General features: G+C 72.8%; 25 protein-coding genes and 1 pseudogene. 21 read left to right on the plus strand and 5 right to left on the minus strand.

All coding sequences use genetic code 11. The features are described from left to right. Positions 1 to 145: pseudogene (locus tag MKL01_RS00920) on the plus strand (porin family protein); the annotation flags it as partial. Between the two features lie 181 nt (positions 146 to 326). Here the strand turns inward: MKL01_RS00920 and MKL01_RS00925 are convergent. Continuing rightward, on the minus strand, positions 327 to 851 hold the full coding sequence (locus tag MKL01_RS00925) for a hypothetical protein (protein WP_243903362.1): 525 nt from the start codon (positions 849 to 851) through the stop codon (positions 327 to 329). Positions 852 to 1,115: 264 nt separating this feature from the next. Here MKL01_RS00925 and MKL01_RS00930 point away from each other — a divergent pair, with 264 nt between their 5' ends. The 4 genes from MKL01_RS00930 to MKL01_RS00945 all read left to right on the plus strand — a co-directional run bounded on the left by MKL01_RS00930 (position 1,116) and on the right by MKL01_RS00945 (position 3,677). After that, the gene (locus MKL01_RS00930; RefSeq protein WP_243903363.1) at positions 1,116 to 1,658 is read left to right on the plus strand and encodes a sigma-70 family RNA polymerase sigma factor; all 543 of its coding nucleotides are present in this window, start codon (positions 1,116 to 1,118) and stop codon (positions 1,656 to 1,658) included. Further along, the gene (locus MKL01_RS00935) at positions 1,655 to 2,488 is read left to right on the plus strand and encodes an anti-sigma factor family protein (protein ID WP_243903364.1); all 834 of its coding nucleotides are present in this window, start codon (positions 1,655 to 1,657) and stop codon (positions 2,486 to 2,488) included. Before MKL01_RS00930 ends, MKL01_RS00935 begins: the two co-directional genes overlap by 4 nt. Before the next feature lie 131 nt (positions 2,489 to 2,619). Next, positions 2,620 to 3,396 carry a helix-turn-helix transcriptional regulator gene (locus MKL01_RS00940; RefSeq protein WP_243903365.1) on the plus strand — a complete coding sequence of 259 codons (777 nt, stop codon included), beginning with the start codon at positions 2,620 to 2,622 and terminating at the stop codon, positions 3,394 to 3,396. Positions 3,397 to 3,449: 53 nt separating this feature from the next. Further along, positions 3,450 to 3,677 carry a DUF1127 domain-containing protein gene (locus MKL01_RS00945; RefSeq protein ID WP_243903366.1) on the plus strand — a complete coding sequence of 76 codons (228 nt, stop codon included), beginning with the start codon at positions 3,450 to 3,452 and terminating at the stop codon, positions 3,675 to 3,677. A gap of 51 nt (positions 3,678 to 3,728) precedes the next feature. Here the strand turns inward: MKL01_RS00945 and MKL01_RS00950 are convergent, their stop codons facing one another. Then, a complete protein-coding gene (locus MKL01_RS00950; protein WP_243903367.1) occupies positions 3,729 to 4,115 on the minus strand; it encodes a flavodoxin domain-containing protein in 387 nt (128 codons plus the stop codon). Positions 4,116 to 4,154: 39 nt separating this feature from the next. Continuing rightward, complete coding sequence (locus MKL01_RS00955) at positions 4,155 to 5,174, minus strand: zinc-dependent alcohol dehydrogenase family protein (protein WP_243903368.1); 1,020 nt, start codon at positions 5,172 to 5,174, stop codon at positions 4,155 to 4,157. 545 nt (positions 5,175 to 5,719) lie between these two features. Between MKL01_RS00955 and MKL01_RS00960 the strand changes: the two genes are divergently transcribed. The 9 genes from MKL01_RS00960 (at position 5,720) to MKL01_RS35575 (ending at position 14,414) form a co-directional block, all read left to right on the plus strand. After that, a complete protein-coding gene (locus tag MKL01_RS00960; protein ID WP_243903369.1) occupies positions 5,720 to 6,025 on the plus strand; it encodes a hypothetical protein in 306 nt (101 codons plus the stop codon). Positions 6,026 to 6,077: 52 nt separating this feature from the next. Further along, entirely contained in the window at positions 6,078 to 7,259 is a 1,182-nt protein-coding gene (locus MKL01_RS00965; RefSeq protein ID WP_243903370.1) for a hypothetical protein, read from the plus strand. 97 nt (positions 7,260 to 7,356) lie between these two features. Beyond that, the gene (locus tag MKL01_RS00970; RefSeq protein WP_243903371.1) at positions 7,357 to 7,578 is read left to right on the plus strand and encodes a hypothetical protein; all 222 of its coding nucleotides are present in this window, start codon (positions 7,357 to 7,359) and stop codon (positions 7,576 to 7,578) included. Positions 7,579 to 7,815: 237 nt separating this feature from the next. Next, positions 7,816 to 9,057: an urea ABC transporter substrate-binding protein gene (gene urtA, locus MKL01_RS00975; protein WP_243903384.1), complete on the plus strand. Its 1,242-nt coding sequence runs from the start codon at positions 7,816 to 7,818 to the stop codon at positions 9,055 to 9,057. A gap of 158 nt (positions 9,058 to 9,215) precedes the next feature. Beyond that, positions 9,216 to 10,790: an urea ABC transporter permease subunit UrtB gene (gene urtB / locus MKL01_RS00980; protein WP_243903372.1), complete on the plus strand. Its 1,575-nt coding sequence runs from the start codon at positions 9,216 to 9,218 to the stop codon at positions 10,788 to 10,790. 286 nt (positions 10,791 to 11,076) lie between these two features. Further along, positions 11,077 to 12,231: an urea ABC transporter permease subunit UrtC gene (gene urtC / locus MKL01_RS00985; protein WP_243903373.1), complete on the plus strand. Its 1,155-nt coding sequence runs from the start codon at positions 11,077 to 11,079 to the stop codon at positions 12,229 to 12,231. Then, entirely contained in the window at positions 12,228 to 13,031 is an 804-nt protein-coding gene (urtD, locus tag MKL01_RS00990) for an urea ABC transporter ATP-binding protein UrtD (protein WP_243903374.1), read from the plus strand. Before urtC ends, urtD begins: the two co-directional genes overlap by 4 nt. Before the next feature lie 2 nt (positions 13,032 to 13,033). Then, positions 13,034 to 13,729: an urea ABC transporter ATP-binding subunit UrtE gene (urtE, locus tag MKL01_RS00995; protein WP_243903385.1), complete on the plus strand. Its 696-nt coding sequence runs from the start codon at positions 13,034 to 13,036 to the stop codon at positions 13,727 to 13,729. 553 nt (positions 13,730 to 14,282) lie between these two features. Continuing rightward, positions 14,283 to 14,414, plus strand: a complete 132-nt coding sequence (locus MKL01_RS35575) for a hypothetical protein (protein WP_279604329.1) — start codon at positions 14,283 to 14,285, stop codon at positions 14,412 to 14,414. Between the two features lie 90 nt (positions 14,415 to 14,504). Here MKL01_RS35575 and MKL01_RS01000 read toward each other — a convergent pair whose 3' ends face one another. Beyond that, the gene (locus MKL01_RS01000; protein ID WP_243903375.1) at positions 14,505 to 14,792 is read right to left on the minus strand and encodes a hypothetical protein; all 288 of its coding nucleotides are present in this window, start codon (positions 14,790 to 14,792) and stop codon (positions 14,505 to 14,507) included. 56 nt (positions 14,793 to 14,848) lie between these two features. Continuing rightward, positions 14,849 to 15,208, minus strand: coding sequence for a hypothetical protein (locus MKL01_RS01005; protein ID WP_243903376.1), 360 nt, complete (start codon positions 15,206 to 15,208; stop codon positions 14,849 to 14,851). Positions 15,209 to 15,593: 385 nt separating this feature from the next. Between MKL01_RS01005 and MKL01_RS01010 the strand changes: the two genes are divergently transcribed. The 7 genes from MKL01_RS01010 (at position 15,594) to MKL01_RS01040 (ending at position 22,578) form a co-directional block, all read left to right on the plus strand. Further along, the gene (locus MKL01_RS01010) at positions 15,594 to 16,754 is read left to right on the plus strand and encodes an alpha/beta fold hydrolase (protein ID WP_243903377.1); all 1,161 of its coding nucleotides are present in this window, start codon (positions 15,594 to 15,596) and stop codon (positions 16,752 to 16,754) included. 111 nt (positions 16,755 to 16,865) lie between these two features. Next, positions 16,866 to 17,762: a LysR substrate-binding domain-containing protein gene (locus MKL01_RS01015; RefSeq protein ID WP_243903378.1), complete on the plus strand. Its 897-nt coding sequence runs from the start codon at positions 16,866 to 16,868 to the stop codon at positions 17,760 to 17,762. 149 nt (positions 17,763 to 17,911) lie between these two features. Next, positions 17,912 to 18,661 (plus strand): SDR family NAD(P)-dependent oxidoreductase, encoded by a 750-nt coding sequence (locus MKL01_RS01020; RefSeq protein WP_243903379.1) that lies wholly within the window; start codon positions 17,912 to 17,914, stop codon positions 18,659 to 18,661. Positions 18,662 to 18,671: 10 nt separating this feature from the next. Then, complete coding sequence (locus MKL01_RS01025) at positions 18,672 to 19,535, plus strand: transketolase (RefSeq protein ID WP_243903380.1); 864 nt, start codon at positions 18,672 to 18,674, stop codon at positions 19,533 to 19,535. Next, a complete protein-coding gene (locus tag MKL01_RS01030; protein WP_243903381.1) occupies positions 19,532 to 20,554 on the plus strand; it encodes a transketolase family protein in 1,023 nt (340 codons plus the stop codon). The genes MKL01_RS01025 and MKL01_RS01030 overlap by 4 nt, the downstream gene beginning before the upstream one ends. Then, on the plus strand, positions 20,545 to 21,432 hold the full coding sequence (locus tag MKL01_RS01035) for an NAD(P)-dependent oxidoreductase (RefSeq protein WP_243903382.1): 888 nt from the start codon (positions 20,545 to 20,547) through the stop codon (positions 21,430 to 21,432). Before MKL01_RS01030 ends, MKL01_RS01035 begins: the two co-directional genes overlap by 10 nt. Before the next feature lie 129 nt (positions 21,433 to 21,561). Next, positions 21,562 to 22,578, plus strand: a complete 1,017-nt coding sequence (locus tag MKL01_RS01040) for a TRAP transporter substrate-binding protein (RefSeq protein WP_243903383.1) — start codon at positions 21,562 to 21,564, stop codon at positions 22,576 to 22,578. Positions 22,579 to 22,821 lie beyond the last annotated feature (243 nt).

Raw genomic sequence — 22,821 nt, forward strand, 5'->3', positions numbered from 1 at the left:
CCTCGACCGCAACACCCGCAACCAGGGCGCGTTCGTCATCAACGCCGCCAACAACTTCCCCGTCGTCTACAGCGGCATCGGACGCCGCTCCGACGAGTTCGCCGTCGTCCGCGCAGGCCTGAACTACAAGTTCGGCTCGTACTAAGGGCTTCGGGACGCGACGCCCCCCGCGCCCGCGCGGGGGGCCAGGGTTCGATCTCGGGATCCCGCGCGGCCCTCCGGCCGCGCCACCCCCCTCTCGACCTGAGCATCCCCAGCCCGATCAGACTGGCCGCTTAGCCGAGGAGCGTCCCGGGAGCCTCTCCCGGGACGTTTTGCGTTGCGCGTCAGGCGCGGACGGCGTGTTCGAGCTGCGCCTTCGACATCCGCGACCGGCCGGGCACGTTCTGCGCCCGGGCCTTGCGCATCAGCGCGGCCTTGGTGGTGCCGGTCTTCCGGTCCTCGCCGGCTCCGCCGCCCTTGCGCGCCGCGGCGGCCTTCTCGGCGGCGGCCTTCGGCTGCTTCGAGAACTGCTTGCCCTTGCGGGTATCGGCCCGCTTCTTGGCCGTGCTGGCGGCGTATTCCGCGTCGGTCAGGCGCGCGCGCGCCTTCTTGGGCAGGTAGCGCTCGCCGGTCTCGCCGCTGTCCTTTCCGGACTTCGTCCCCCACGCCTCGTCGGTCCATTGCTGGAGGTGGTTGTCGGCGTCCTTCTTGCCCGCGTAGCCGCCGCCTTCCTTCTTGTATTCGGCGCTCGCCATCTGTGCCTTGCGCGCCGACCACTGGCCCGGCTTTCCGCCCTTGTCGGACTTCGTGACCTGCTCTTTGACCTTGTCCCAGAGTTTCGGGTCGGTCTTCTTGGCGGTTCCTGACATCGTCGGTCTCCGGAAAAGATTTGGCGGACAACACGAGGTCCGCCGCCCTGTTCCTGCGGCGCGTTTACCGAGCCTGCGGCCGGCCCGCCTCCCGGCTCCCCCTTCGGTCCGGCTGCGGCTGCCGCGACTGAGGCGGCCGGCTCCGCCGGAGCGGGGAATAAAGCCCGTCGCCCGGCGGTTCTCGATTCCGTGGCGGGGGCGGCAGGCTGGAGCACCCATGGCTTCGCAGACGACCGACAGCGCGTGCGCGGCTCGGCGCACCGCATGACGACCCTGGCCCGCGCGCGCTTCAGCCAGCTCGTCCTCCCGCGCCTCGACGAGGGCTACCGGCTCGCGCACTGGCTCACCGGCGATGCCACCGACGCCGAGGACGTGATGCAGGAGGCGTGTCTGCGCGCCTACCGGGCCATCGAGGGCTTCGCGGAGGGCAACGCGCGGGCGTGGTTCCTCACCATCGTCCGCAACACCGGCTATTCCTGGCTGCAGCGGCACCGGCCGCGGGCGGTGGTCTTCGCCGAGGATCTCGCCCCCGAGGCCCAGGCCGCCCTGGAGGCCGGGGGCCTCCTCGCCGAGGCGCCGGCGACGCCGGAGGCGGCCCTGATCGCCCGCGACGAGGCGGGCCGGCTCGCCCGGGCGGTCGACGCCCTGCCGGTCGCCTTCCGGGAGGCGCTCGTCCTGCGCGAGTACCACGGCCTCAGCTACCGGGAGATCGCCGCGGTCACCGGCGTCCCCATCGGAACCGTGATGTCGCGCCTCGGCCGCGCGCGGCAGCACCTGCTGGCTCGGCTCGCGAAGGACGGGCGATGATCGAGGACGCGATGATCGACGACGACGAGACGCTCCTGCTCCTCGGGGCCTACCTCGACGGCGAGCTGTCGGCCGGCGAGGTCCTGGCCATGGAGCGCCGCCTCGCGGCCGAGCCGGGCCTGCGGGCGGCGGCGGAGCGCCTGCGCGGCCTCTCGGACGGCCTGCGGGAGACGCTGGCGCGCCCCCCCGTCCCCGGGACCCTGCGCGGCCGCGCGATCCGGCAGGTCGGCTTCGCCGATCCGCCGCCGGGCCGCGGCGCCTGGCCGAAATCCTGGTCCGGCCCTTGGAACGCCTCCGGGACCAGCGCCCCCTGGTCCGGCGGCCCCTGGCCGGCGCTCGCCGCGACGCTCCTCCTCGGCGTCGCCGGCGGCGCGACCCTCGGCAGCGGCGCCCTCCGCGTCGACCGCCCCGAGGCCGCCGGCGAGGCCGTCCTCGCCGGCCATCTGCGCGGCCTCGCGGCGCCGCAGCCCTTCGATATCGCCTCCTCCGACCGCCACGTGGTCAAGCCCTGGTTCAACGGGCGCACCACGGTCGCCCCCGAGGCGCCGGACCTCGCCGACCAGGGCTTCCCCCTGGTCGGCGGCCGGATCGACATCGTCGCCGGCGCCCCCGTGCCGACCCTGGTCTACCGCCGGGACCGGCACGTGATCAGCGTCACGGCCGTTCCCGCCGCCGACGGGCCGGGGGCCGGGGAGGAGCGGCGGGACGGATCCACGATCGAGCGGTGGCGCCTCGGCGACCTCACCTACTGGGCGGTGTCGGACCTCAACCAGCACGACCTGCGCGCCTTCGTGGACCTGTTCCGGTCCCGGACCGGCCGTCCGGGATAGGCCCCCGTCCCGGAGCCCGGGGCCCGGCTTTCGGGACGGCGCGGCGCAGGAATCGCGCGCCGCCGGGAATAACCGGCCGCCCCGCCGGGTTCTTCACCCCGTCGTCCCGTCCAACGGATGAGGATCCCCGCATGATCGCCGAACCCGACCCGGATCCGAGCGGCGCGCGGGCCGACGCCGAGCCCCGCTCCCGGCGCCCCTGGCGGATCATCGCCGGCGGCAGCGCAGGCGCCGCCCCGGAGCCGGTCCCCGTGGAATCCGCCCTCCGCCTCCTGGTCGAGCAGTTCGAGCAGGGGCTGGCGGTCACCGACCGGTCCGGCCGCGCCCATTTCCTGAACCGCGCCGCCCGGGCCTTCGTCGACCGGGGCCTGCTGCGCCTGGTGCACGGCTGCCTGCGCGGCTCCAGTCCCGCGGACGGCGCGGCCCTGCGCCGGATCCTCTCGGGCTGCGCCGCCGGCCGCGGCGTCTCGGCGCGCCTCGAAGGGGAGGGCGGGACGCTGCTGGTCGCCGCCTGCGCGATTCCCCCGGCACCCGGGCCGGCCGCCGGGGGCGCCGTGCTCCTGCGCCTCGTCGATCCCGCGCAGGCGCGGCTGCCCGGCCCCGGCGCCCTGCAGGACCAGTTCGGCTTCACCCCCGCCGAGGCCGCCCTGGCGGTCGACATCCTGGCGGGGAACGACCTGGCGGCGAGCGCGCTGCGCCGCGGGGTCACCCGGAACACCGTGCGCGTGCACCTGCGGCGCCTGTTCGAGAAGACCGGCACCCGCCGCCAGGCGGAGCTGATGCGCCTGCTGCTGCTCAGCCCGCAGCCGATCGCCACCGCACAGGGCGGCTACGCCAAAAATTTTCCTCGCGGAACTATCAGTCGTCCAAACGAAGGATGCGGAAGATCTACAATACAGCGACGTTGATTTCGCCATATGTGAACAAATCACAGATATATCGGCGCTACGGAGGCTGTATCATGCTCGTCTCATTCCTGAAGGCTGTCCGGAAACGCCGCACGGCGGCACGGAATCTCCGCGTCCTGTCGGCGCTCGACGACGACATGCTGTGCGACATCGGCCTGGACCGGCGCACGCTCCAGGCCTTCTGCGAGAACGGCTGCTCGCACGACCCCGCCCCGCCGAGCCGTCCGGCGGCGTCCTGGGCCGCCGTGGTGCCGGGCGGCCTGGGGCCGGCCTTCCGCTGAGCGGACGGGCGGCCCCCTCGGCGTCCTCAGGGCGTCCTCCGGTCGGCCCCGTCAGGGACGCGCCGCCGGGCACACCCGCTCGACCGCCTCGAGGCTGTCCTCGGGATGGGTATTGAAGGCGATCGGGACCGTCGGCGCCGCCTCCCGGGCCGTGTTGATCACGACCTCGAACACCGCCAGGTGCCGCGTCCAGCCGCGGATCCCGGCCCCGATGACGAGGCAGTCGTAGGCGGCGGCGGTGAGGTGCCGCCGCAGGGCCGGGCCGGCCGAATCGTCCGGGCGGATGAGGCAATGGTCCACGGTCCAGCCCCGGGCGCGCATTGCCTCCGTGGTCGCCGCGATGCCCCGGCGGATCTTCGCGGCGTCGAGCCCGGGCGGCAGGGCCGGGTCCGAGAAGTCGACCGCCTCGGGCTCGTAACCGGTCATCAGAACGCGCATCGGCTCCTCCCATTCACCCGCCGGCCCCGCGCCGGCCGCTCAGATCTCGATGCAGATCTTGCCGAAGTGGCGGTTGCTCTCCTGGTGGCGGAACGCCGCGACGAGGTCGTCGAGGGGGTAGCGGCGGTCGATGACCGGGCGCAGACCGCAGGCCTCGATGCCGCGGACCATCTCGATCTGGTGGCGCCGGCTGCCGACCAGCACGCCCTGCAGGCGGATCTGGCGCAGGAGCGCCGGCACCAGGGGCAGCTCCCCCGCCACCCCCGAGAGGATGCCGATCACCGAGACGTGGCCGGCGACCCGCACGGCGGCCATGGACTGCTCCAGCGTCCCCGGCCCGCCGACGTCGAGGACGTGGTCGACGCCGCGCCCGTCCGTGAGCCGCCGGGCGGTCTCGCCCCAGTTCGGCTCGGCGCGGTAGTTGATCAGGTGGTCGGCGCCGAGCCCGCGCAGGCGCTCCAGCTTGTCCTCGCTGGAGGAGGTGGCGATCACCGTGGCGCCCGCCGCCTTGGCGAATTGCAGGCCGAACAGCGAGACGCCGCCGGTGCCCTGCACCAGAACGACGTCGCCGCTCTTGAGCCCCGCATCGGCGTGGAGCGCCCGCCACGCGGTCAGCGCCGCGGTGGTCAGCGTCGCCGCCTCGGCGTGGTCCCAGCCCCTCGGGGCGCGGGTGAAGGCGGTGGCGGGCGCGGTCACCCGCTCGCGGGCGTAGCCGTCGACCCCGTCGCCCGGAACGGTGGCGAAGCCCTCGACCAGAGGCGTGCCCTCGGTCCAGGTCGGGAAGAACGTGCTGACCACCCGGTCGCCGACCGCGAACGCGGCCGGGCCGGGCCCCACGGCCTCGACCTCGCCGGCGCCGTCGGACATCGGGATGCGCGGCTCGCTCGGGCCCCACATCCCGCTGACGACGGCGTAATCGTGGTAGTTGAGGGAGCTCGCCCGCAGGCGGACGGTGATTTCGCCGGGTCCGGGCTCCGGCACCGGCCGTTCCCCGAAGCCGACCGCGTCGAAACCGCCCCCCGGCTGGACGATCACCGCCCGGGCCATCGATCCCGTCATGGATCCGGTCTTGGATCCCGTCATGGCGCACCCGTCTCTCCGCGGCCCCCACGGGACAGTGGCAGGCGGCCTCGCCCGCGTCGAGACGGCGTCCGGGACACTTCGGCGAGACCGTCGCCGCAGGATGCGGCGGGGATCCGCCTGCTCCGCGGGGCCCGCCCCGTGCCCTCGTCTCCGGCCGACGCGCACGCGCCACGTCTCGGACGGAGATCCGTGGATCCGCCCGCCCGGACCGGGGCGGGGCGCATCGCCCGGCCGTGCAGCGTCGCGGGGCGCGACGGGATCGGGCTCCGGAGCCTTGCGTCTGCTCCCGATCGCGCCGTCGGCGAATACGCTGTGCCTCGAAGCGTCGCCGATTTGGCAGCACATTCTCGGCGCCTCCGCGTAGATTCAGGCCGTTGCCAAGACAGTCTAGGCCGGAACGATGGAGGGTGCGATGACTGCCACCAAGGATCGGATCGTCCTGACGACTTCGCCCCATCTGCCGTGTCGCTGCGTCCGGAACGAGGAGAGCGCACGATCCACGACAGGGAAGGCAACCAGCGATGCTGAATTCTGACACGTCCCGTACCCCGTATCTCGGCCGCAGCCCGCGTCCCGGCGCTGCCGCGGCGACGGACTGGCCCCCAGCCCGGAGGGACATCGCCGGGCGCGCCGCGGCGGCCCCTCTGTCGGTCCACGAGCGCGCCGCCCTCGCGGGCGCGGCCGACGACGGCCTGATGCCCGACGAGGTGGCCCGGATCCTCGCCGGCCGACGGGTGGCCGAGGCCTTCCCGGTCCGCCGGGGCGAGAGCCCCGAGGCCTACGCGTCCCGGACCGTGTCCGAGATGTTCGTCGCCTACCTCCAGTAGGCGCGCCGCGGCCGACCCGGCCGGCTCCGATCACCCACGATGGATCACCGCCATGTCGGTCTCCCCCCGCTTGTGGGGGCGCCGGACGGGGATGGCTGCGGCCGTCCTCGCCCTGGCGCTCGGGCCTGCCGCCGGCCCGGCCTTCGCCGAGGGCCCGGCCATCCCGGCCCGGGTCACGGTGGGGCCTGGCGGCCTGGACCTGCGCCTCGCGGGCGACCTCACGGAGGGCGTCGCCGGCCGGGTGGCGGCCCTCCTCGACGCCCATCCCCGGATCGCCCGCCTCCATCTCACCAGCGACGGCGGCCTCGTGGAGGAGGGCGCGGCGATCGGCGCGCTCGTGGCCGCCCGGGGGCTCGCCACCTACGTGCCCGACGTCTGCGTGTCGGCCTGCACGCTGATCTTCGTCCGCGGGCGGGGACGCTTCCTCGCGGCGGGCGGGCGGCTCGGGTTCCACGCGCCCTACACGCTGGGGGCGCACGGCCGGATGCATCCGGTGGATCCCGCGCCGGAGCGGGCGGCCTACGGCGCCGCCGGCCTGCCGCGGGCGTTCGTGGCGCGGGCCCTGGCGGTGCCGCCGGCCGGGATCTGGATCCCCGACGCGGCGCAGCTGCGCGCGGCCGGCCTCGTCACCGAGATCGTCGGCCCGGACCGCTTCCCCGATTCCACCCTCGACGCGGATCCGAGCGCGGGCGGGGCGCGCGCCGCGATCCTGCGCGCCCTGCCGATCCTGCGGCAGGCCGGGACGGCGGACCTCGATCCCATCGCCCGCTGGTACCGGGACGGCTACGCGGCCGGCCGGCCGGAGGCGGATGCGGCGGCGGGCCTGAGGCGGATGGCCGGCGCCTACCTGCGGCGGCGGTTCCGGGCCGGCGACGACGGCGTCGTCCGGGCGCTGGGGCGCCGGGTTGTCGCGATGATGCGGGCCACCGGGGCCCGGGACGCGGCCGCCTGCGGGACCCTCGCGGCCGGCGACCTGGTGGCCCTCGACGCCCGGCTCCGGGCCGGGCGGCGCCCCGGGCTCGCGCCGCTCCTCGCCCGGACGCCCGCGGCGGATCCCGGCTCCCTCGACGCGGCGGCCCCGGATCCGCGCCCGGCCCGGCCCGAGGACTGCGCGACCCGGATCGCCGGGGCGGCGCGCATCCTCGGCCTGCCGGCCCGGGATTCCGCGGCGGCGCTCCGCACGCTGCTCCTGGCCGAGCCGCGCCCGGTGCTGGCGGACGGGACGGGGCCGTAGCGCCTCACCCCTCGACACGCCGCGCCGGTGCCTATCTTGGCACCCGCGGATATCCGCACAGGTCGGGGCGCCGACGAGCCAGGGACAGGAGGAACGGATGCCGGATTATCGCCTGCGCGGGGCGGTTCGTGGCGCGGACGGCGAGATCGGCGCGCCGCTCGTCGACGAGACGCTCACCGCCGCCGACGCGAAGGAGGCCGTGCGCCTGGCCAACGGCCGCGCGCAGACGATCGACATCGACGCCGTGAACGCCCTCTGGCTGGTGGACGCCAGCGGCAGCCTGCTCTGGTCCCTGCGCCGCGCCGATCGGGAGGCTTGAGGGCCTCCGTCCCGGCGCGGCCCGGCTGCCTCCGGACCGTTGGGACTGCCGAAACGCGCGGCGCGATGTCACCCGTTTGGACATCGGACCCCGCGCCGGGCCGCACCGCCGCCGCGACTGCCTAAATATGTGGCACATGACTTGCGTGCACGGGTCGTCTCAACGACGACGAAGGGCACCGCCGTGAAAGCATTTGGAACCTGGGGTCCGGCCGCCGCACTGGCCGCCGGGCTCGCGATGGGCGCGTTCGGCGCCGGGGCCGCCCGCGCGCAGGAGACCATCAAGGTCGGCATCCTGCACTCGCTGTCGGGCACGATGGCGATCTCCGAGACCACCCTCAAGGACGCGATGCTGATGCTCATCGCCGAGCAGAACGCCAAGGGCGGCGTGCTCGGGAAGAAGCTGGAGCCGGTGGTGGTCGATCCGGCCTCGAACTGGCCGCTCTTCGCCGAGAAGGCCCGGGAGCTGATCAGCAAGGACAAGGTCGCCGCCGTGTTCGGCTGCTGGACCAGCGTGTCGCGCAAGTCGGTGCTGCCGGTGTTCAAGGAACTCGACAACATCCTGTTCTACCCCGTCCAGTACGAGGGCGAGGAGAGCGAGCGCAACGTGTTCTACACCGGCGCCGCCCCGAACCAGCAGGCGATCCCGGCGGTGGACTACCTGATGTCGGAGGACGGCGGCGGCGCCAAGCGCTGGGTGCTGGAGGGGACCGACTACGTCTACCCGCGCACCACCAACAAGATCCTCGAAGCCTACCTCAAGGCGAAGGGCGTCAAGGACGAGGACATCCTGATCAACTACACGCCGTTCGGCTTCTCCGACTGGCAGACCGAGGTCTCGAAGATCAAGGCCTTCGGCTCGGCCGGCAAGAAGACCGCCGTGGTCTCGACCATCAACGGCGACGCCAACGTGCCGTTCTACAAGGAGCTCGGCAACCAGGGCATCAAGGCCACCGACATCCCGGTCGTCGCCTTCTCGGTGGGCGAGGAGGAGCTCGCCGGCATCGACGCCAAGCCACTCACCGGCCACCTCGCCGCCTGGAACTACTTCGAGTCGATCAAGACGCCGGAGAACGAGGACTTCATCAAGAAGTGGCAGGCCTTCCGGAAGAACCCCAAGGCCGTCACCAACGACCCGATGGAGGCCCACTATATCGGCTTCAACATGTGGGTGAAGGCGGTCGAGAAGGCCGGCACCACCGAGCCCGACAAGGTGATCGCCGCGCTGCCGGGCATCGAGCAGAAGAACCTCACCGGCGGCACCGCCACGATGCTGCCGAACCACCACATCACCAAGCCGGTCTTCATCGGCGAGATCGAGGCGAACGGCCAGTTCGACGTGGTGTGGAAGACCGATAAGCTGATCCCCGGCGAGGCGTGGTCGAAGCAGCTCGACGGCTCGAAGGACCTCGAGGCCGACTGGGTCAAGCTCAAGTGCGGCAACTACAACACCAAGACCAAGACCTGCGGCGGCGCGTAGGCCGCTGCTTATCTCCTCCCCCCTGCGGGGAGGGGCAGGGGTGGGGGTGGTGGTGGGGGTGGTGCAGAAGGCACCGCAGCACTCGATCCTGCACCACCCCCACCTCCGGCTCCTCCCCGCAGGGGGGAGGAGAGCCAGCCGTCGTGCCGAAAGTCTCGATGCTCCGTCTCCTCACCCTCCTCGTCCTGCTACTGGCCGCCCCCGCGCAGGCGCAAGGTCCCGACCCCTACGGCCAGCTCGCCGGGGACGGCTATGCCGAGATCGAGGCGGGCGTCGCCGGCCTCGCGGCGAGCGGCGACCCGCGCGCCGACACGATCCTCGCGGCCCTGTCGGACGGCCGGCTGCTCGTGCGCCCCGGCGACAAGGCCCTGCTCATCCGGCAGGGCGGCACGGTGGTCGAGGCCCGGACCGGCGCAGCCGCCGCCGACGGCCCCGACCTCAAGCCCGTGCGGGCCAACAACCGGGTCCGCCGGGCGATCGAGGCCGCCCGCGGGCAGCTCGACCTCGCCAGCCCCGATCCGGCCAAGCGCCGCGCCGCCGCCGACGCGGTGTTCAAGGCCCGGGACGCCGCGGCGCTGCCGGCCCTCGATGCGGCCCTGGCGCGCGAGTCGAACCCGGGCGTCCGCCAGGCCCTGACCGAGGCCCGGGCCGCCGTGCTCCTCGCCAGGCCCGGCACGGCGGAGGCCGACCGGATTGCCGCAATTCCCGCCATCCAGGCCCGGGGCGATGGCGACGCGATGGGCATCCTGCGCGGTCTCGCGGCGGATCCGAGCGAGGCGGTGCGGGCGGCGGCCGCCCGCGGCATCGCGGCGATCGAGACCCGGCTGGCGATCCTCGGCGCCCTCCAGAACGTCTGGTACGGGATCTCGCTGGGCTCGGTGCTGCTGCTCGCCGCCATCGGGCTCGCCATCACCTTCGGGGTGATGGGGGTGATCAACATGGCCCACGGCGAGATGGTGATGCTCGGCGCCTACACGACCTACGGCGTGCAGGAGCTGATCCGCACCAAGGCGCCGGCCCTGTTCGGCTGGTCGCTCGCGATCAGCATCCCCTGCGCGTTCCTGGTCGCCGGGCTGATGGGCGTGCTGATCGAGCGGTTCATCATCCGCTTCCTCTACGGGCGCCCCCTGGAGACGCTGCTCGCCACCTTCGGGATCAGCCTCGCCCTGCAGCAGGGGGTGCGCTCGCTCTTCGGCCCGTCCAACCGCGAGGTCGGCGCGCCGGCCTTCATGAGCGGCGCCGTCGACGTGTTCGGCCTGTCGATCACCTGGGGCCGGATGTGGATCATCGTGTTCGCGCTGGCGGTGTTCCTGGGCCTCCTGTTCGTCCTGCGGAGGACGTCCTTCGGCCTGAAGACCCGGGCGGTGACCCAGAACCGGCGCATGGCCGCCGCCATGGGCATCCGCACGCCCTACGTCGACGCGCTGACCTTCGGGCTCGGCTCCGGGATCGCCGGAATGGCCGGGGTCGCCCTGTCGCAGATCGACAACGTCTCGCCCAATCTCGGCCAGGGCTACATCATCGACTCGTTCCTGGTCGTGGTGTTCGGCGGCGTCGGCAACCTGTGGGGGACGCTGGTGGCGGCCCTGACGCTCGGCGTCGTGAACAAGCTCGCCGAACCCTATATCGGCGCGGTCCTGGCCAAGATCGGCCTCCTGGTCTTCATCATCCTGTTCATCCAGAAGCGCCCGCGCGGCCTGTTCGCGCTCAAGGGCCGGGCGGTGGAATCGTGAGGGCGCCGACGCGCCCTCCCTCCTCCCGCTGTGGGGGAGGGTACCCTGCGAAGCAGGGGGGGAGAGGGGGGCGACGCTGCGGAACGAGACTGCGGCCTTCACACCGGCTCCGCCCTTTCCGGATGCCGGGTTCCCCTCTCCCGACCCTCGCTGACGCGAGGGCCTCCCTCCCCCGCAGAGGGGGGAGGGAGGGTGCTCGCCCTCTCAGGACCGCCCTTTCCGTCAGCCTGAACGAAGCCAGCAGCCTGCGCGGGGAGCAGATCGGGCCCGAACGAGGAATCCCGGCATGACCCCCCGCACCCGCCTCGTCGACCTGAAGGGCTGGATCTTCCTCGCGGTGCTGGCCGCCTTCTGCATCGCCGTGCCGGTGCTGAACCTCGCGGTGCCGGAGGGCTCCGGCCTGCACCTGCCGACCTACCTCGTCTCGCTGTTCGGCAAGTACCTCGCCTACGCGCTGCTCGCGGTGAGCCTCGACCTCGTCTGGGGCTATTGCGGCATCCTCTCGCTCGGCCACGGGGCGTTCTTCGCGCTGGGCGGCTACGCGATGGGCATGTACCTGATGCGCCAGATCGGCTCCCGGGGCGTCTACGGCAACCCGGTCCTGCCCGACTTCATGGTGTTCCTGAACTACAAGGCGCTGCCCTGGTACTGGCTGGGCTTCGACCACTTCGCCGTCGCGGCGCTGATGGTGCTGCTGGTGCCGGGGCTGCTCGCCTTCGTGTTCGGCTGGCTCGCCTTCCGGTCGCGGGTGACCGGCGTCTACCTGTCGATCATCACCCAGGCGCTGACCTACGCGCTGATGCTCGCCTTCTTCCGCAACGACATGGGGCTCGGCGGCAACAACGGGCTCACCGACTTCAAGGATCTTTTGGGACTCTCCATCCAGTCGCAGAATTTCCGCGTCGGCATCTTCGTGGCGACCGGCGTGGCGCTGGCGCTCGGCTACCTGATCGCCCGGATCATGACGGTCTCGGCCTACGGAAAGATCCTGATCGCCGTGCGCGATGCCGAGAGCCGGACCCGCTTCCTCGGCTACCGGCCGGAGCACTTCAAGACGTTGGCCTTCACGGTCTCGGCCATGATGGCCGGCGTCGCCGGCGCCCTCTACGTGCCGCAGGTCGGCATCATCAACCCGGGGGAGTTCGCCCCCACCAACTCCATCGAGACGGTGATCTGGGTGGCGGTGGGCGGGCGCGGCACCCTGGTCGGCGCGGCGCTCGGCGCCGTGCTGGTCAACTACGCCAAGACCGTGCTCACCGGCGTGATGCCCGACGCGTGGCTGTTCGCGCTCGGCGGCCTGTTCGTGGTGGTGACGCTGTTCCTGCCCCGGGGCCTCGTCGGCACCGCCATCGAGCGGTTCGGCTCCCGGCGGGCGGCGGCGACGCTGCCGCCGGAGCCGGCCGTCCCCCCGAAGCTCGCCGAGGAAGGGCAGGGCACGTGAGCACCGACCTCCTCGAACGCCCGGATCCCGCAGCCCGGGGTCCCGCCAACCAGAGGCGGCAGACCGGCGCGCTCCTCTACCTCGACGACCTCCGGGTGACCTTCGACGGCTACAAGGCCCTGCGCGGCCTGTCGCTGACGCTGGCCCGGGGCGAATTGCGGGCGATCATCGGCCCGAACGGCGCCGGCAAGACCACCATGATGGACTGCATCACCGGCAAGACCCGGCCGGACAGCGGCATCGCGTTGTTCGACGGCACCCACGACCTCCTGAAGAGCGACGAGCCGGCGATCGCCGACCTCGGCATCGGCCGAAAGTTCCAGAAGCCCACCGTGTTCGAGAGCCATACGGTGGCCGACAACATCCTGCTCGCCCTCAAAGGGCCCCGCGCCGCCTTCGCGTCGCTGTTCGGCTGGCGCAACCGGGTGGCGCGGGAGCGGATCGACGCCCTCTTGGAGACCGTCGGCCTTCTGCCCCACCGAGGCCGGCCGGCGGCGGATCTGAGCCACGGCCAGAAGCAGTGGCTGGAGATCGGCATGCTGCTCGCGCAGGACCCGAAGCTCCTGCTGGTCGACGAGCCGGTGGCCGGCATGACCGACGCCGAGACCGCCGAGACCGCCCGCCTGCTCCGGCGGATCGCCGGCGAGCACGCCGTCCTCGTGGTGGAGCACGACATGCACTTCGTCCGGGACCTCGGCTGCCGGGTCACCTGCCTGCACGAGGGCGCGGTGCTGGCCGAGGGCTCGATCGACGCGGTCTCGGCCGACCCGCGGGTGGTCGAGGTGTATCTGGGACGATGACCATGCTCAGCGTCGAGGGCATCGACCTCTATTACGGCGCCGCCCAGGCGCTCCGCGGCGTCTCGCTGACGGCCGAGGCCGGGCAGGTCACGACGGTTCTGGGCCGCAACGGCGTCGGCAAGACCTCGCTGATGCGGGCGATCGTCGGCCAGCAGCCGGTGCGGAGCGGCGCGATCCGGCTGGACGGCCGCCCGATCCAGGGGCTTCCCCCCTACGACCGGGCCCGTGCCGGGATCGCCTTCGTGCCCCAGGGCCGGGAGATCTTCCCGCTGCTCACCGTCCGCGAGAACCTGGAGACCGGCTTCGCACCGCTCAAGCGCCGGGACCGTCACATCCCGGGGGAGATCTACGACCTGTTCCCGGTGCTCAAGGACATGCTGCACCGGCGCGGCGGCGACCTCTCGGGGGGCCAGCAGCAGCAGCTCGCCATCGCCCGGGCGCTGGTGACCCGGCCGAAGCTCCTCGTGCTCGACGAGCCCACCGAGGGCATCCAGCCCTCGATCATCAAGGATATCGGCCGGGCGATCACCTACCTGCGCGGCAAGGGCGAGATGGGGATCGTGCTGGTCGAGCAGTATTTCGAGTGGGCGCGCGACCTCTGCGATTCCTACGCGGTGATGGATCGCGGGCAGGTGGTGCTGGCCGGGACCCGGGCCGGCATGGTCGAGGCCGACGTGCTCCGGTGGATGTCCGTGTAGGGATCCGCCGTCGGGACACCCCGAACCCCGGCCGTCGGGCGCGCCGCCCGGTCCCGCGGCCGGGACCGAATGGAATATTCGTACCGCCAGATCGGCACGATCAGACCCGAATCCTGAGACATCGACTCTGAAAACTGTTTAGGACCGACGGAACGGTCAAGGTTAAACCACAATTCGGGTTCGGCATGGCCGCGCAGACCGGGAGCGCCCATGACGATCCTCGATCCGATCACCGGCGAGTTGGTGACCATCAGCATGCCGCGGCCCCGTCCGCGGTGATCGTCGAAGGCGCGACCGCGCGCGGGCTCGGCCAGCCGCCGGGATCCCTGCGCCCGAGATCCGCACGCCGATGGGGCTGTCGGGGACGATAGGGGCGATCCCGCCGCGGCACCGCCCCACGATCCGACCCGCGGCCTCGCGGCTCTTGAGGTGCAAGGCAGGCCGGGGCCGCTGGGCGGCGCCGGACGTCAATCTGGGTAGCGTCATGGTGGAACCGGTCGATCGCAGGACAAATCGCCGGCGCGCGCGCGCGCGGCGGAGCCCGGTCCGGACGGTGCCGTCGGTCCTGCGGCTGGCCGGCCCCGGCGGCGAGCCGGGCGCGAACGGCGAGATGACCGCCGCGGAGCTGATCGCCCTGGCTCGGGCGGCCCGGCTCGACGCCGCAGGCCGCGCGGAGCCGGGCTGACACCGTCCTGTGCGGGATGCGCACCGGTCCCGCCCGGCACGGGGCGGCGGCAGGCGGCACGCGGGAAGGCGGGAAGGCGGCGTGCGCCGGTCAGCCCTTGCTGAGCCGGCGCCGGTTCGCCCGGACCTTCCTCCGGTAGCCGCGCACGACCTTGTGCGGGCTGCCGCCCGTCGCCAGCGTCATCGCGGCGGTGCCGGCGGCGAGGACTTTTTCGGTCACCATCCGCTGCGCCTCGGCCCGCGCCTTCGGTCCGCCGACCATGAGCATCGCGATGCGCTGGCCGATCACCATCTGGGCCTCGACGCCGAGCATCGCGAGGTCCGTGCCCATCGCCAGCCACGAGGCCCCCAGGGGGGCCGCTTTTCGAGGCTTCCGCATGTGGCGCTTCCTTCCTGTTCCGCCCGCAGGATCCGTCCCTTGGGCCGCCGATGACGTCAGATCCGCTTCCCGTACACGCCGAGGCCGACCCGATCGGCGGCTGCCGACGCGCATCCGTGCTCGAAGATCGCGATCTTCAGGGCCTCGACGGCTTCGCAAGCCGCCTGCCGGACGTGGTTCAGCCGGCCCGATCCGGCCGCATCGGCCGAACCGAGGAGTTCCTGAAGCGCGTCGATGTGCACGGCCATGCGATCCTGGGCGTCCTGGATGGTTCCGTCCGGGTCCACGAACCGCATCGGCGCGTGGCTCTGCCGGCGCACCGCTTCGAGCAGGTCGCCCTCGGGGCTCGAGAAGCCCTGAACCTCCGCCCGGGCGGCCTGGAACGCGAGGGCGAGATCGGATCTGAGCTGGCTCACGCGCCGTCCCGCAGGAACCGGAGCCCGTCCCGCTCGGCCGCGACGCCGGGCGATGGCGCACGCCGGACAACGTCGGACACGGGATCGCGCATGCTTCACCTCGGACAGGCGGCTCCGACCGGCGCGGAGCCCGTTATCAGTATTTAGGCGCCTTCTGCTTTCGAAATCTGTATCGCGGCAAAAAATTGATCGATCGGCCGGGCGGGCCGGGGCCGCCTCCACGGCGCCCGCGATCGCGCGGCCGACGATCGCGGGGACGGCTGGACATATCGCCTGCGTCCCGGTCACCTGTGAGGCGACGGACGGCCCGACTGCGGGCCGTCCGTCGCATCCGGGCCCTCACCACCCTGAAGGCTTCGGTTCATGCACCCGCGAGGCGAAAACCGTGCAGGCTGAGCGTCCACCGTACGGCAACGGCACCCTGCCCGAGGGCATCCGGTCACGCCTCCTGCCGGGGATCAACGGCCTGACCGTCCACGTGCTGGAGGCCGGGTTCGAGCCGGCCGGCCGGCCGCTGGTGATGCTCCTGCACGGCTTCCCGGAACTGGCCTATAGCTGGCGCAAGATCATGCTGCCGCTGGCGCGGGCCGGGTTCCACGTCGTCGCCGCCGACCAGCGGGGCTACGGTCGGACGACCGGGTGGGATCCGTCCTACGACGCAAGCACGCATCCGTTCGGCTTCCTGAACGTCGTCACCGACACCCTGGCGCTCGCCGCCGCCCTGGGCCGCGGACGGGTCGCCTGCGTGGTCGGGCACGATGCGGGCTCGCCCGCCGCCGGATGGTGCGCGCTCGTCAGGCCGGACATCGTCCGCTCGGTCGTGATGATGAGCGCCCCGTTCGCGGGACCGCCCCCCCTTCCCGTCGGAGCCGGGGCCGCCACGCCCGCGCCCGCGCAGGGCGACGACGCCCTCGACGCGGCGCTGGCCGCCCTGCCGCGCCCGCGCAAGTTCTACCAGCGCTGGTACAGGACGCGGGCGGCGAACGACGACCTGCTGCAGGCGCCCCAGGGGCTCCGCGACGTCCTGCGGGCGTACTACCACATGAAGAGCGCCGACTGGCCGGACAACGCGCCCCGACCGCTGGGATCCGCCTCGGCCGAGGACCTCGCGCGGCTGCCGACCTACTACATCATGGACCGCGACCGGGGCATGGCAGCCACCGTCGCCCCCGAGATGCCGTCCGCGGAACAGATCGGGTCCTGCGCGTGGCTGACGGATGCCGAGCTGGACGTGTACGTGACGGAATATGCGCGGACCGGCTTCCAGGGCGGCCTGCAGGGCTACCGCCGCTACACCGACGCCGCCTGCGTCGACGACCTCCGCGCCTTCGCGGGCCGCACGATCGACGTGCCCGCCTGCTTCATCGCGGGCGCGCAGGACTGGGGGGTCTACCAGACCCCGGGGGCGGTCGAGGCGATGCGCCACCGGGCCTGCACGAACATGACCGGCTTTCACCGCGTCGACGGGGCCGGGCATTGGGTCCAACAGGAGCGGCCCGATGAGGTGGCGCGCCTCATCGGGACGTTCATCCCCGACGGCACGTGAGCCCCGGCGATCCGGGTCCCGCCGCGGACGGGTGATGAACGCCCGCCGACGACACGCATGTGGCCCGATCCCGATTGCCGGCGCCGCGGGTCCGGGCCCATCCTGACCCGGATGAACCCGCCCGTCCCCCTCTCCGCCATCCGGATCTTCGAGGCCGCCGCGCGGCGTCGCTCGTTCAAGGCCGCGGCGGGCGAGCTGAACCTGTCGCCCAGCGCCGTCAGCCACGCCATCCGCAAGATGGAGGCGATGCTCGGCGTCACGCTGTTCGAGCGGGCCGGGCCCGGGATCACGCCGACGCCGGCCGGGGAGGCGCTGTGCGACCATGTCGGGCGCGCCTTCGCGGAGCTCAACCGCGGCTTCGACCTCGTGGCCAACCGCGGGCCGCAGCTTCTCCGGCTGCACTGCGCCCCGAGCTTCGCCGCGCAGTGGCTGGCGCCGCGGCTCGCCCGCTTCCTCAGCGCGCATCCGGGCTTCGAGGTGCGCCTCGCCGCCGGCATGGACTACGCCCGCTTCATCACCGACGAGTTCGACGCCGACATCGTCTACGGACCGCCCCGGGGGGAGGGGCTGGTGCGCATGCCGCTCGGCCTGGAGACGGTGACGCCGCTCTGCGATCCCGCCCGGGCCGCCGCGATCCGCGAACCCGCCGACCTGCGCGCGCAGACGCTGATCCAGAGCGACAACAAGCAGGTGCGCTGGCCCCATTGGTTCGAGCGCAACGCGCTCGCGGCGCCGCCGGCCGCGGCGATCCGCTTCGACCGGAGCTTCCTGGCGCTGGCGGCCGCCGCGGACGGGCTCGGGGTCGCCCTGGAATCGACCCGCCTCGCCGAGCGGGAGGTCGCGGCCGGGCGCCTCGTCGCGCCGCTCGCCGGGCGTGCCCGGGACATCGCCTACGTGGGCCACCACTTCGTCTGCCCGGCCGATGCCCGCCGCCGCGCGCCGCTCCGGGTCTTCGCCCGCTGGCTCGCCGGGGAACTCGCGATCGACCTGAGCCCCGACCTCGCCTGAGCCCGGCGCGAGGTGAGCCGGATTCACCCACGCGTGCAAATTCCGCGTTTGTCGCAGGGGTCCCGCACCGGCACAGTCCCGGCAACGAGACCGACGGGAGGGGACGACAGGTCCGATCCCGCGGTCCAGCGGGTCGCCGGGAGGATCCCATGCTGCTGAACGATCGGGTCTGCGTGATCACCGGGGCGGCCTCCGCCCGCGGCATCGGCAAGGCCACCGCGCGGCTGTTCGCGGGCCAGGGCGCCCGGGTCGCGATCCTCGACCTCGACGCCGGCCAGGCCGAGGAAGCCGCCCGGGACATCGGCCCCGGCCATCTCGGCCTCGCCTGCGACGTGACCGACCGGGCGGCGTGTGCGGCCGCCGCCGACGAGGTCGTGACGCGGCTCGGGCGGATCGACGTGCTGGTCAACAACGCGGGCATCACCCAGCCCCTCAAGATCATGGAGATCGGGCCGGAGAACTACGACGCGGTCACCGACGTGAACCTGCGCGGCACCCTCTACATGAGCCAGGCGGTGATCCCCGCCATGCGCCAGCAGGGCTCCGGCGCGATCGTGTGCATGTCGTCGGTCTCCGCCCAGCGCGGCGGCGGCATCTTCGGCGGCCCGCATTACAGCGCCGCCAAGGGCGGCGTGCTCGGCCTCGCCAAGGCCATGGCCCGGGAACTCGGCCCCGACGGGGTCCGGGTGAACGCCGTCACGCCCGGCCTGATCCAGACCGACATCACCCGCGGCAAGCTCACCCCCGAGCTCAAGGTCGAGATCGCCAGGGGTATCCCGCTCGGGCGCCTCGGGGTGGCCGACGACGTCGCCAACGCCTGCCTGTTCCTGGCCTCCGACCTGTCCACGTACATCACCGGCGCGGTGATCGACGTGAACGGCGGCATGCTGATCCATTGAGGGCCGCGCCATGACGTCTCCGTCACCGACCGGGCGCCCCCGCGCGGGGTCCAACGTTGCCCTCGGCGAGCGCGCCTACCGCATCCGCCGCCACGCCCTGCGCATGGGCGAGGTCCAGGGCCAGGGCTACATCGCCCAGGCGCTCGGCATCAGCGACGTGCTGGCGGTGAGCTATTTCCACGCCCTGACCTACCGGCCCGAGGATCCCGAATGGGAGGGCCGCGACCGGTTCCTGCTGTCGATCGGCCACTACGCCATCGCGCTCTACGCCGCGCTGATCGAGGCGGAGGTCATCCCCGAGGACGAATTGACGAGCTACGGCGGCGACGACAGCCGCCTGCCGATGTCGGGCATGGCCGCCTACACGCCGGGCATGGAGATCACCGGCGGGTCGCTGGGCCACGGGCTCGGGATCGCGGTGGGCATGTGCCTGGGGCTCAAGCGGAAGAATTCGAACAGCTTCGTCTACAACCTGTTCTCCGACGGGGAGCTCGACGAGGGCTCGACCTGGGAGGCCGCGATGTCGGCGGGCTCGTTCAAGCTCGACAACCTGATCGGCCTCGTCGACGTGAACGGCATGCAGGCCGACGGGGCCTCCACGGGGGTGCTCAACTTCGAGCCGCTGGCCCCGAAATTCGCGGCGTTCAACTGGTTCGTGCAGCGGGTCGACGGCAACGACATCGACGCGCTGGTGGCGGCCTTCGACGCCGCCCGGCATCACCCGGAGCCGCAGCCGCGGATCATCATCTGCGACACGCGCATGGCCAAGGGCGTGCCGTTCCTGGAGGCGCGCGAGCGCAACCATTTCCTGCGCGTGGAGCCGGACGAGTGGCAGCGGGCCCTGGCGATCCTGGACGAGGGGAGGGCGCGGTGAGACGCTCCAAGTACGAGACACCCGCCCCGCGGGTCGGCGGCGGAGCCAAGACCTCGGCGATGATCGCCTCGCTCGCCGCCCCCGGGCAGCGCACGAAGGCCGCGCCCTTCGGGCATGCCCTGGTCGAGCTCGCCGAGACGCGGCCCGACATCGTCGGCCTGTCGGCGGACCTGTCGAAATACACCGACCTGCACATCTTCGCGCAGGCCCATCCGGAGCGCTTCTACCAGATGGGCATGGCCGAGCAGCTGCTGATGAGCGCGGCGGCCGGGCTGGCCCGGGAGGGCTTCACGCCCTTCGCCACCACCTACGCGGTGTTCGCGGCGCGGCGCGCCTACGACTTCATCTGCCTGGCGATCGCCGAGGAGAACCTCGACGTCAAGATCGCCTGCGCCCTGCCGGGGCTGACCACCGGCTACGGCCCGAGCCACCAGGCGACGGAGGATCTGGCGATCTTCCGCGGCATGCCGAACCTCACGATCATCGACCCCTGCGACGCCCACGAGATCGAGCAGGTCGTGCCGGCCATGGCCGCCCATAAGGGGCCGGTCTACCTGCGGCTCCTGCGCGGCAACGTCCCCCTGGTGCTCGACGAGTACGGCTACACGTTCGAGCTCGGCAAGGCCAAGACCATCCGCGACGGGCGCGACGTGCTGGTGATCTCCTCCGGCCTGATGACCATGCGGGCGCTGGAGGTGGCCGAGGCCCTGCGCGACGACCGGATCGACGTGGCGGTCCTGCACGTGCCGACGATCAAGCCCCTCGACGCGGCGACGATCCTGCGCGAGGCCGGGCGCGGCGGTCGCCTCGTGGTGGTGGCCGAGAACCACACGGTGATCGGCGGCCTCGGCGAGGCGGTGGCGGGCCTGCTGATGCGCAACGGCACGATGCCCGAGCGCGGCTTCCGCCAGATCGGCCTGCCGGACGAATTCCTCGACGCCGGCGCCCTGCCGACGCTGCACGACCGCTACGGGATCTCGGCGGCCGCGATGGCGCGGAGCATCCGCGGATGGCTGTGAACCGCCTCGCCTTCGTCGGCCTCGGCGCCATGGGCCTGCCGATGGCGATCCATCTGGTCACGGCCGGGTTCCCGGTGCGCGGCTACGACCTGCGGCCCGGGAGCCGGGCGGCCTTCGAGGCCGCGGGCGGGGTGTCGGCCGAGACCCCGGCGCGGGCGACGGAGGGCGCCGACGCGCTGCTGCTGATGGTGGTGAACGCCGCCCAGGCGGAGGACGTGCTGTTCGCCGGCGGCGCCCTCGACGCCCTCGCGCCCGACGCCATCGTGGCCCTGATGGCGACCTGCCCGCCGGAGGCGGTGGAACGCCTCGCCGAGCGCGTCGCGGCAACCGGCCGCCGCTTCGTCGACGCCCCCGTCTCGGGGGGCGTCGTAGGCGCCGAGGCCGCCAGGCTCACGATCATGGCGGCGGCGCCCGCCGGGACGCTGGCGGCCCTGCGGCCGGTCCTGGACGCCCTGGGCGACCGGATCTTCCACGTCGGCCCGCGCCCGGGGCAGGGCGCCACCGTCAAGGCCGTCAACCAGCTCCTGTGCGGCGTCCATATCGCGGCGGCCGCCGAGGCGCTGGCGCTCGCCGGCCGCGTCGGGGTCGATCTGGCCGTCGTCCTGGAGATCCTGTCGGGGTCCTCGGCCGCGAGCTGGATGCTGCGCGACCGCGGCCCCCGGATGCTGGAGGCGGAGCCGCGGGTCACGAGCGCGGTCGATATCTTCGTCAAGGACCTCGGCATCGTGCTGGAGGCGGGTCGCGGCGCCGGGGCGGCGCTGCCGCTCGCCGCCCTCGCCCACCAGCTCTTCGTCTCCACCTCCGGCCGCGGCGACGGCGCCGCGGACGACAGCCAGGTGGTGCGCGCCTACCGCCTGCTCAACGGCGACGGCGCGTAGGCATCCGCGGGAGGCGCGCGGGGACGGCGCCGGATCCCGGCCGCCGCCCGGATTGCACCACGGGACGCACGCTCCACCGGCGGTCAACGGCGGGGATCGGGCGACCCGGACCATCCAGGGAGTGAAACCATGCGCGACACGCGTCTCAGCCGCCGCAGCCTGCTCGCGGCCGCGGCCGCCCTGCCGGCCTTCGCCATCCTCACCCGGCGCGGGCAGGCCGCCGAGTTCTCCTACAAGCTCGCCACCGGCCAGGACCCGACCCATCCGGTCAACGTCCGGGCGCAGGAGGCCCTGGACCGGATCCGCGAGGCCACCGGCGGTCGCCTGGAGATCAAGCTGTTCCCCGCCAACCAGCTCGGGTCGGACACCGACCTGCTGGCGCAGGTGCGCAACGGCAGCGTCGAGTTCTTCAACCTCGCGACCTCGATCCTCGCCACCTTCGTGCCGGCCGCGAGCCTGCCGAATACCGGCTTCGCCTTCAGGGATTACGACGCCGTCTGGTCGGCGATGGACGGCGGGCTCGGCACCTACGTCCGGGCCGAGATCGCCAGGACGCCGATCCTGACCGTCTCGAAGGTCTGGGACAACGGCTTCCGGCAGATCACCTCCTCGACCCGCGAGATCCGGGCGCCGGAGGACCTGAGGGGCTTCAAGATCCGCGTCCCGCCCGCACCGATGCTCACCTCCCTGTTCAAGGCGCTCGACGCCGGGGCGGCCCCGATCAATTTCAACGAACTCTACTCGGCCCTCCAGACCAAGGTGGTCGAGGGCCAGGAGAACCCGCTGGCCATCACCGCCACGGCCCGGCTCTACGAGGTCCAGAAAACCTGCAGCCTGACCGGCCATGTCTGGGACGGCTACTGGATCCTCGGCAACAGGCGGGCCTGGCAGCGGCTGCCCGAGGACCTACGCCAGATCGTGTCGCGGGAGCTCGACCGGTCCGCGAACGAGCAGCGCGCGGACGTCGCCAGGCTCAGCGTGTCCCTCCGGGAGAGCCTCACCGCCAAGGGCATCACCTTCATCGACGTCGACCGGGCGCGGTTCCGCGACGCCCTCGGGCGGACGAGCTTCTATAGGGACTGGAAGACCAAATTCGGCGACGCGGCGTGGTCGCATCTTGAGGACGTCTCGGGCAAACTGACCTGAAGCGCTCTCCGCCGGGGCAACCACCGGGCCCGGCGAACGAGGGTGCGCTAAAGATCGCTTGGACCGGGTCCCGCGGGCAGCGCCCGCGGGACCCGGTCCGACGGGAGGGCGCCATGCAGATCGATATTGCGGCCGTCGAGACGACGGCGGGGGTTGCGCTGACGGGTCCGCCCCTGCGGGCGCGGAGCTGGCTGCGCCGGCTGGACGACGGGCTCGGCTACCTGGTGGAGATCCCGGCGGCGG

The sequence above is a fragment of the Methylobacterium sp. J-070 genome (genome assembly GCF_022829385.1).
In the GTDB taxonomy this organism is placed as follows: Bacteria; Pseudomonadota; Alphaproteobacteria; order Rhizobiales; family Beijerinckiaceae; genus Methylobacterium.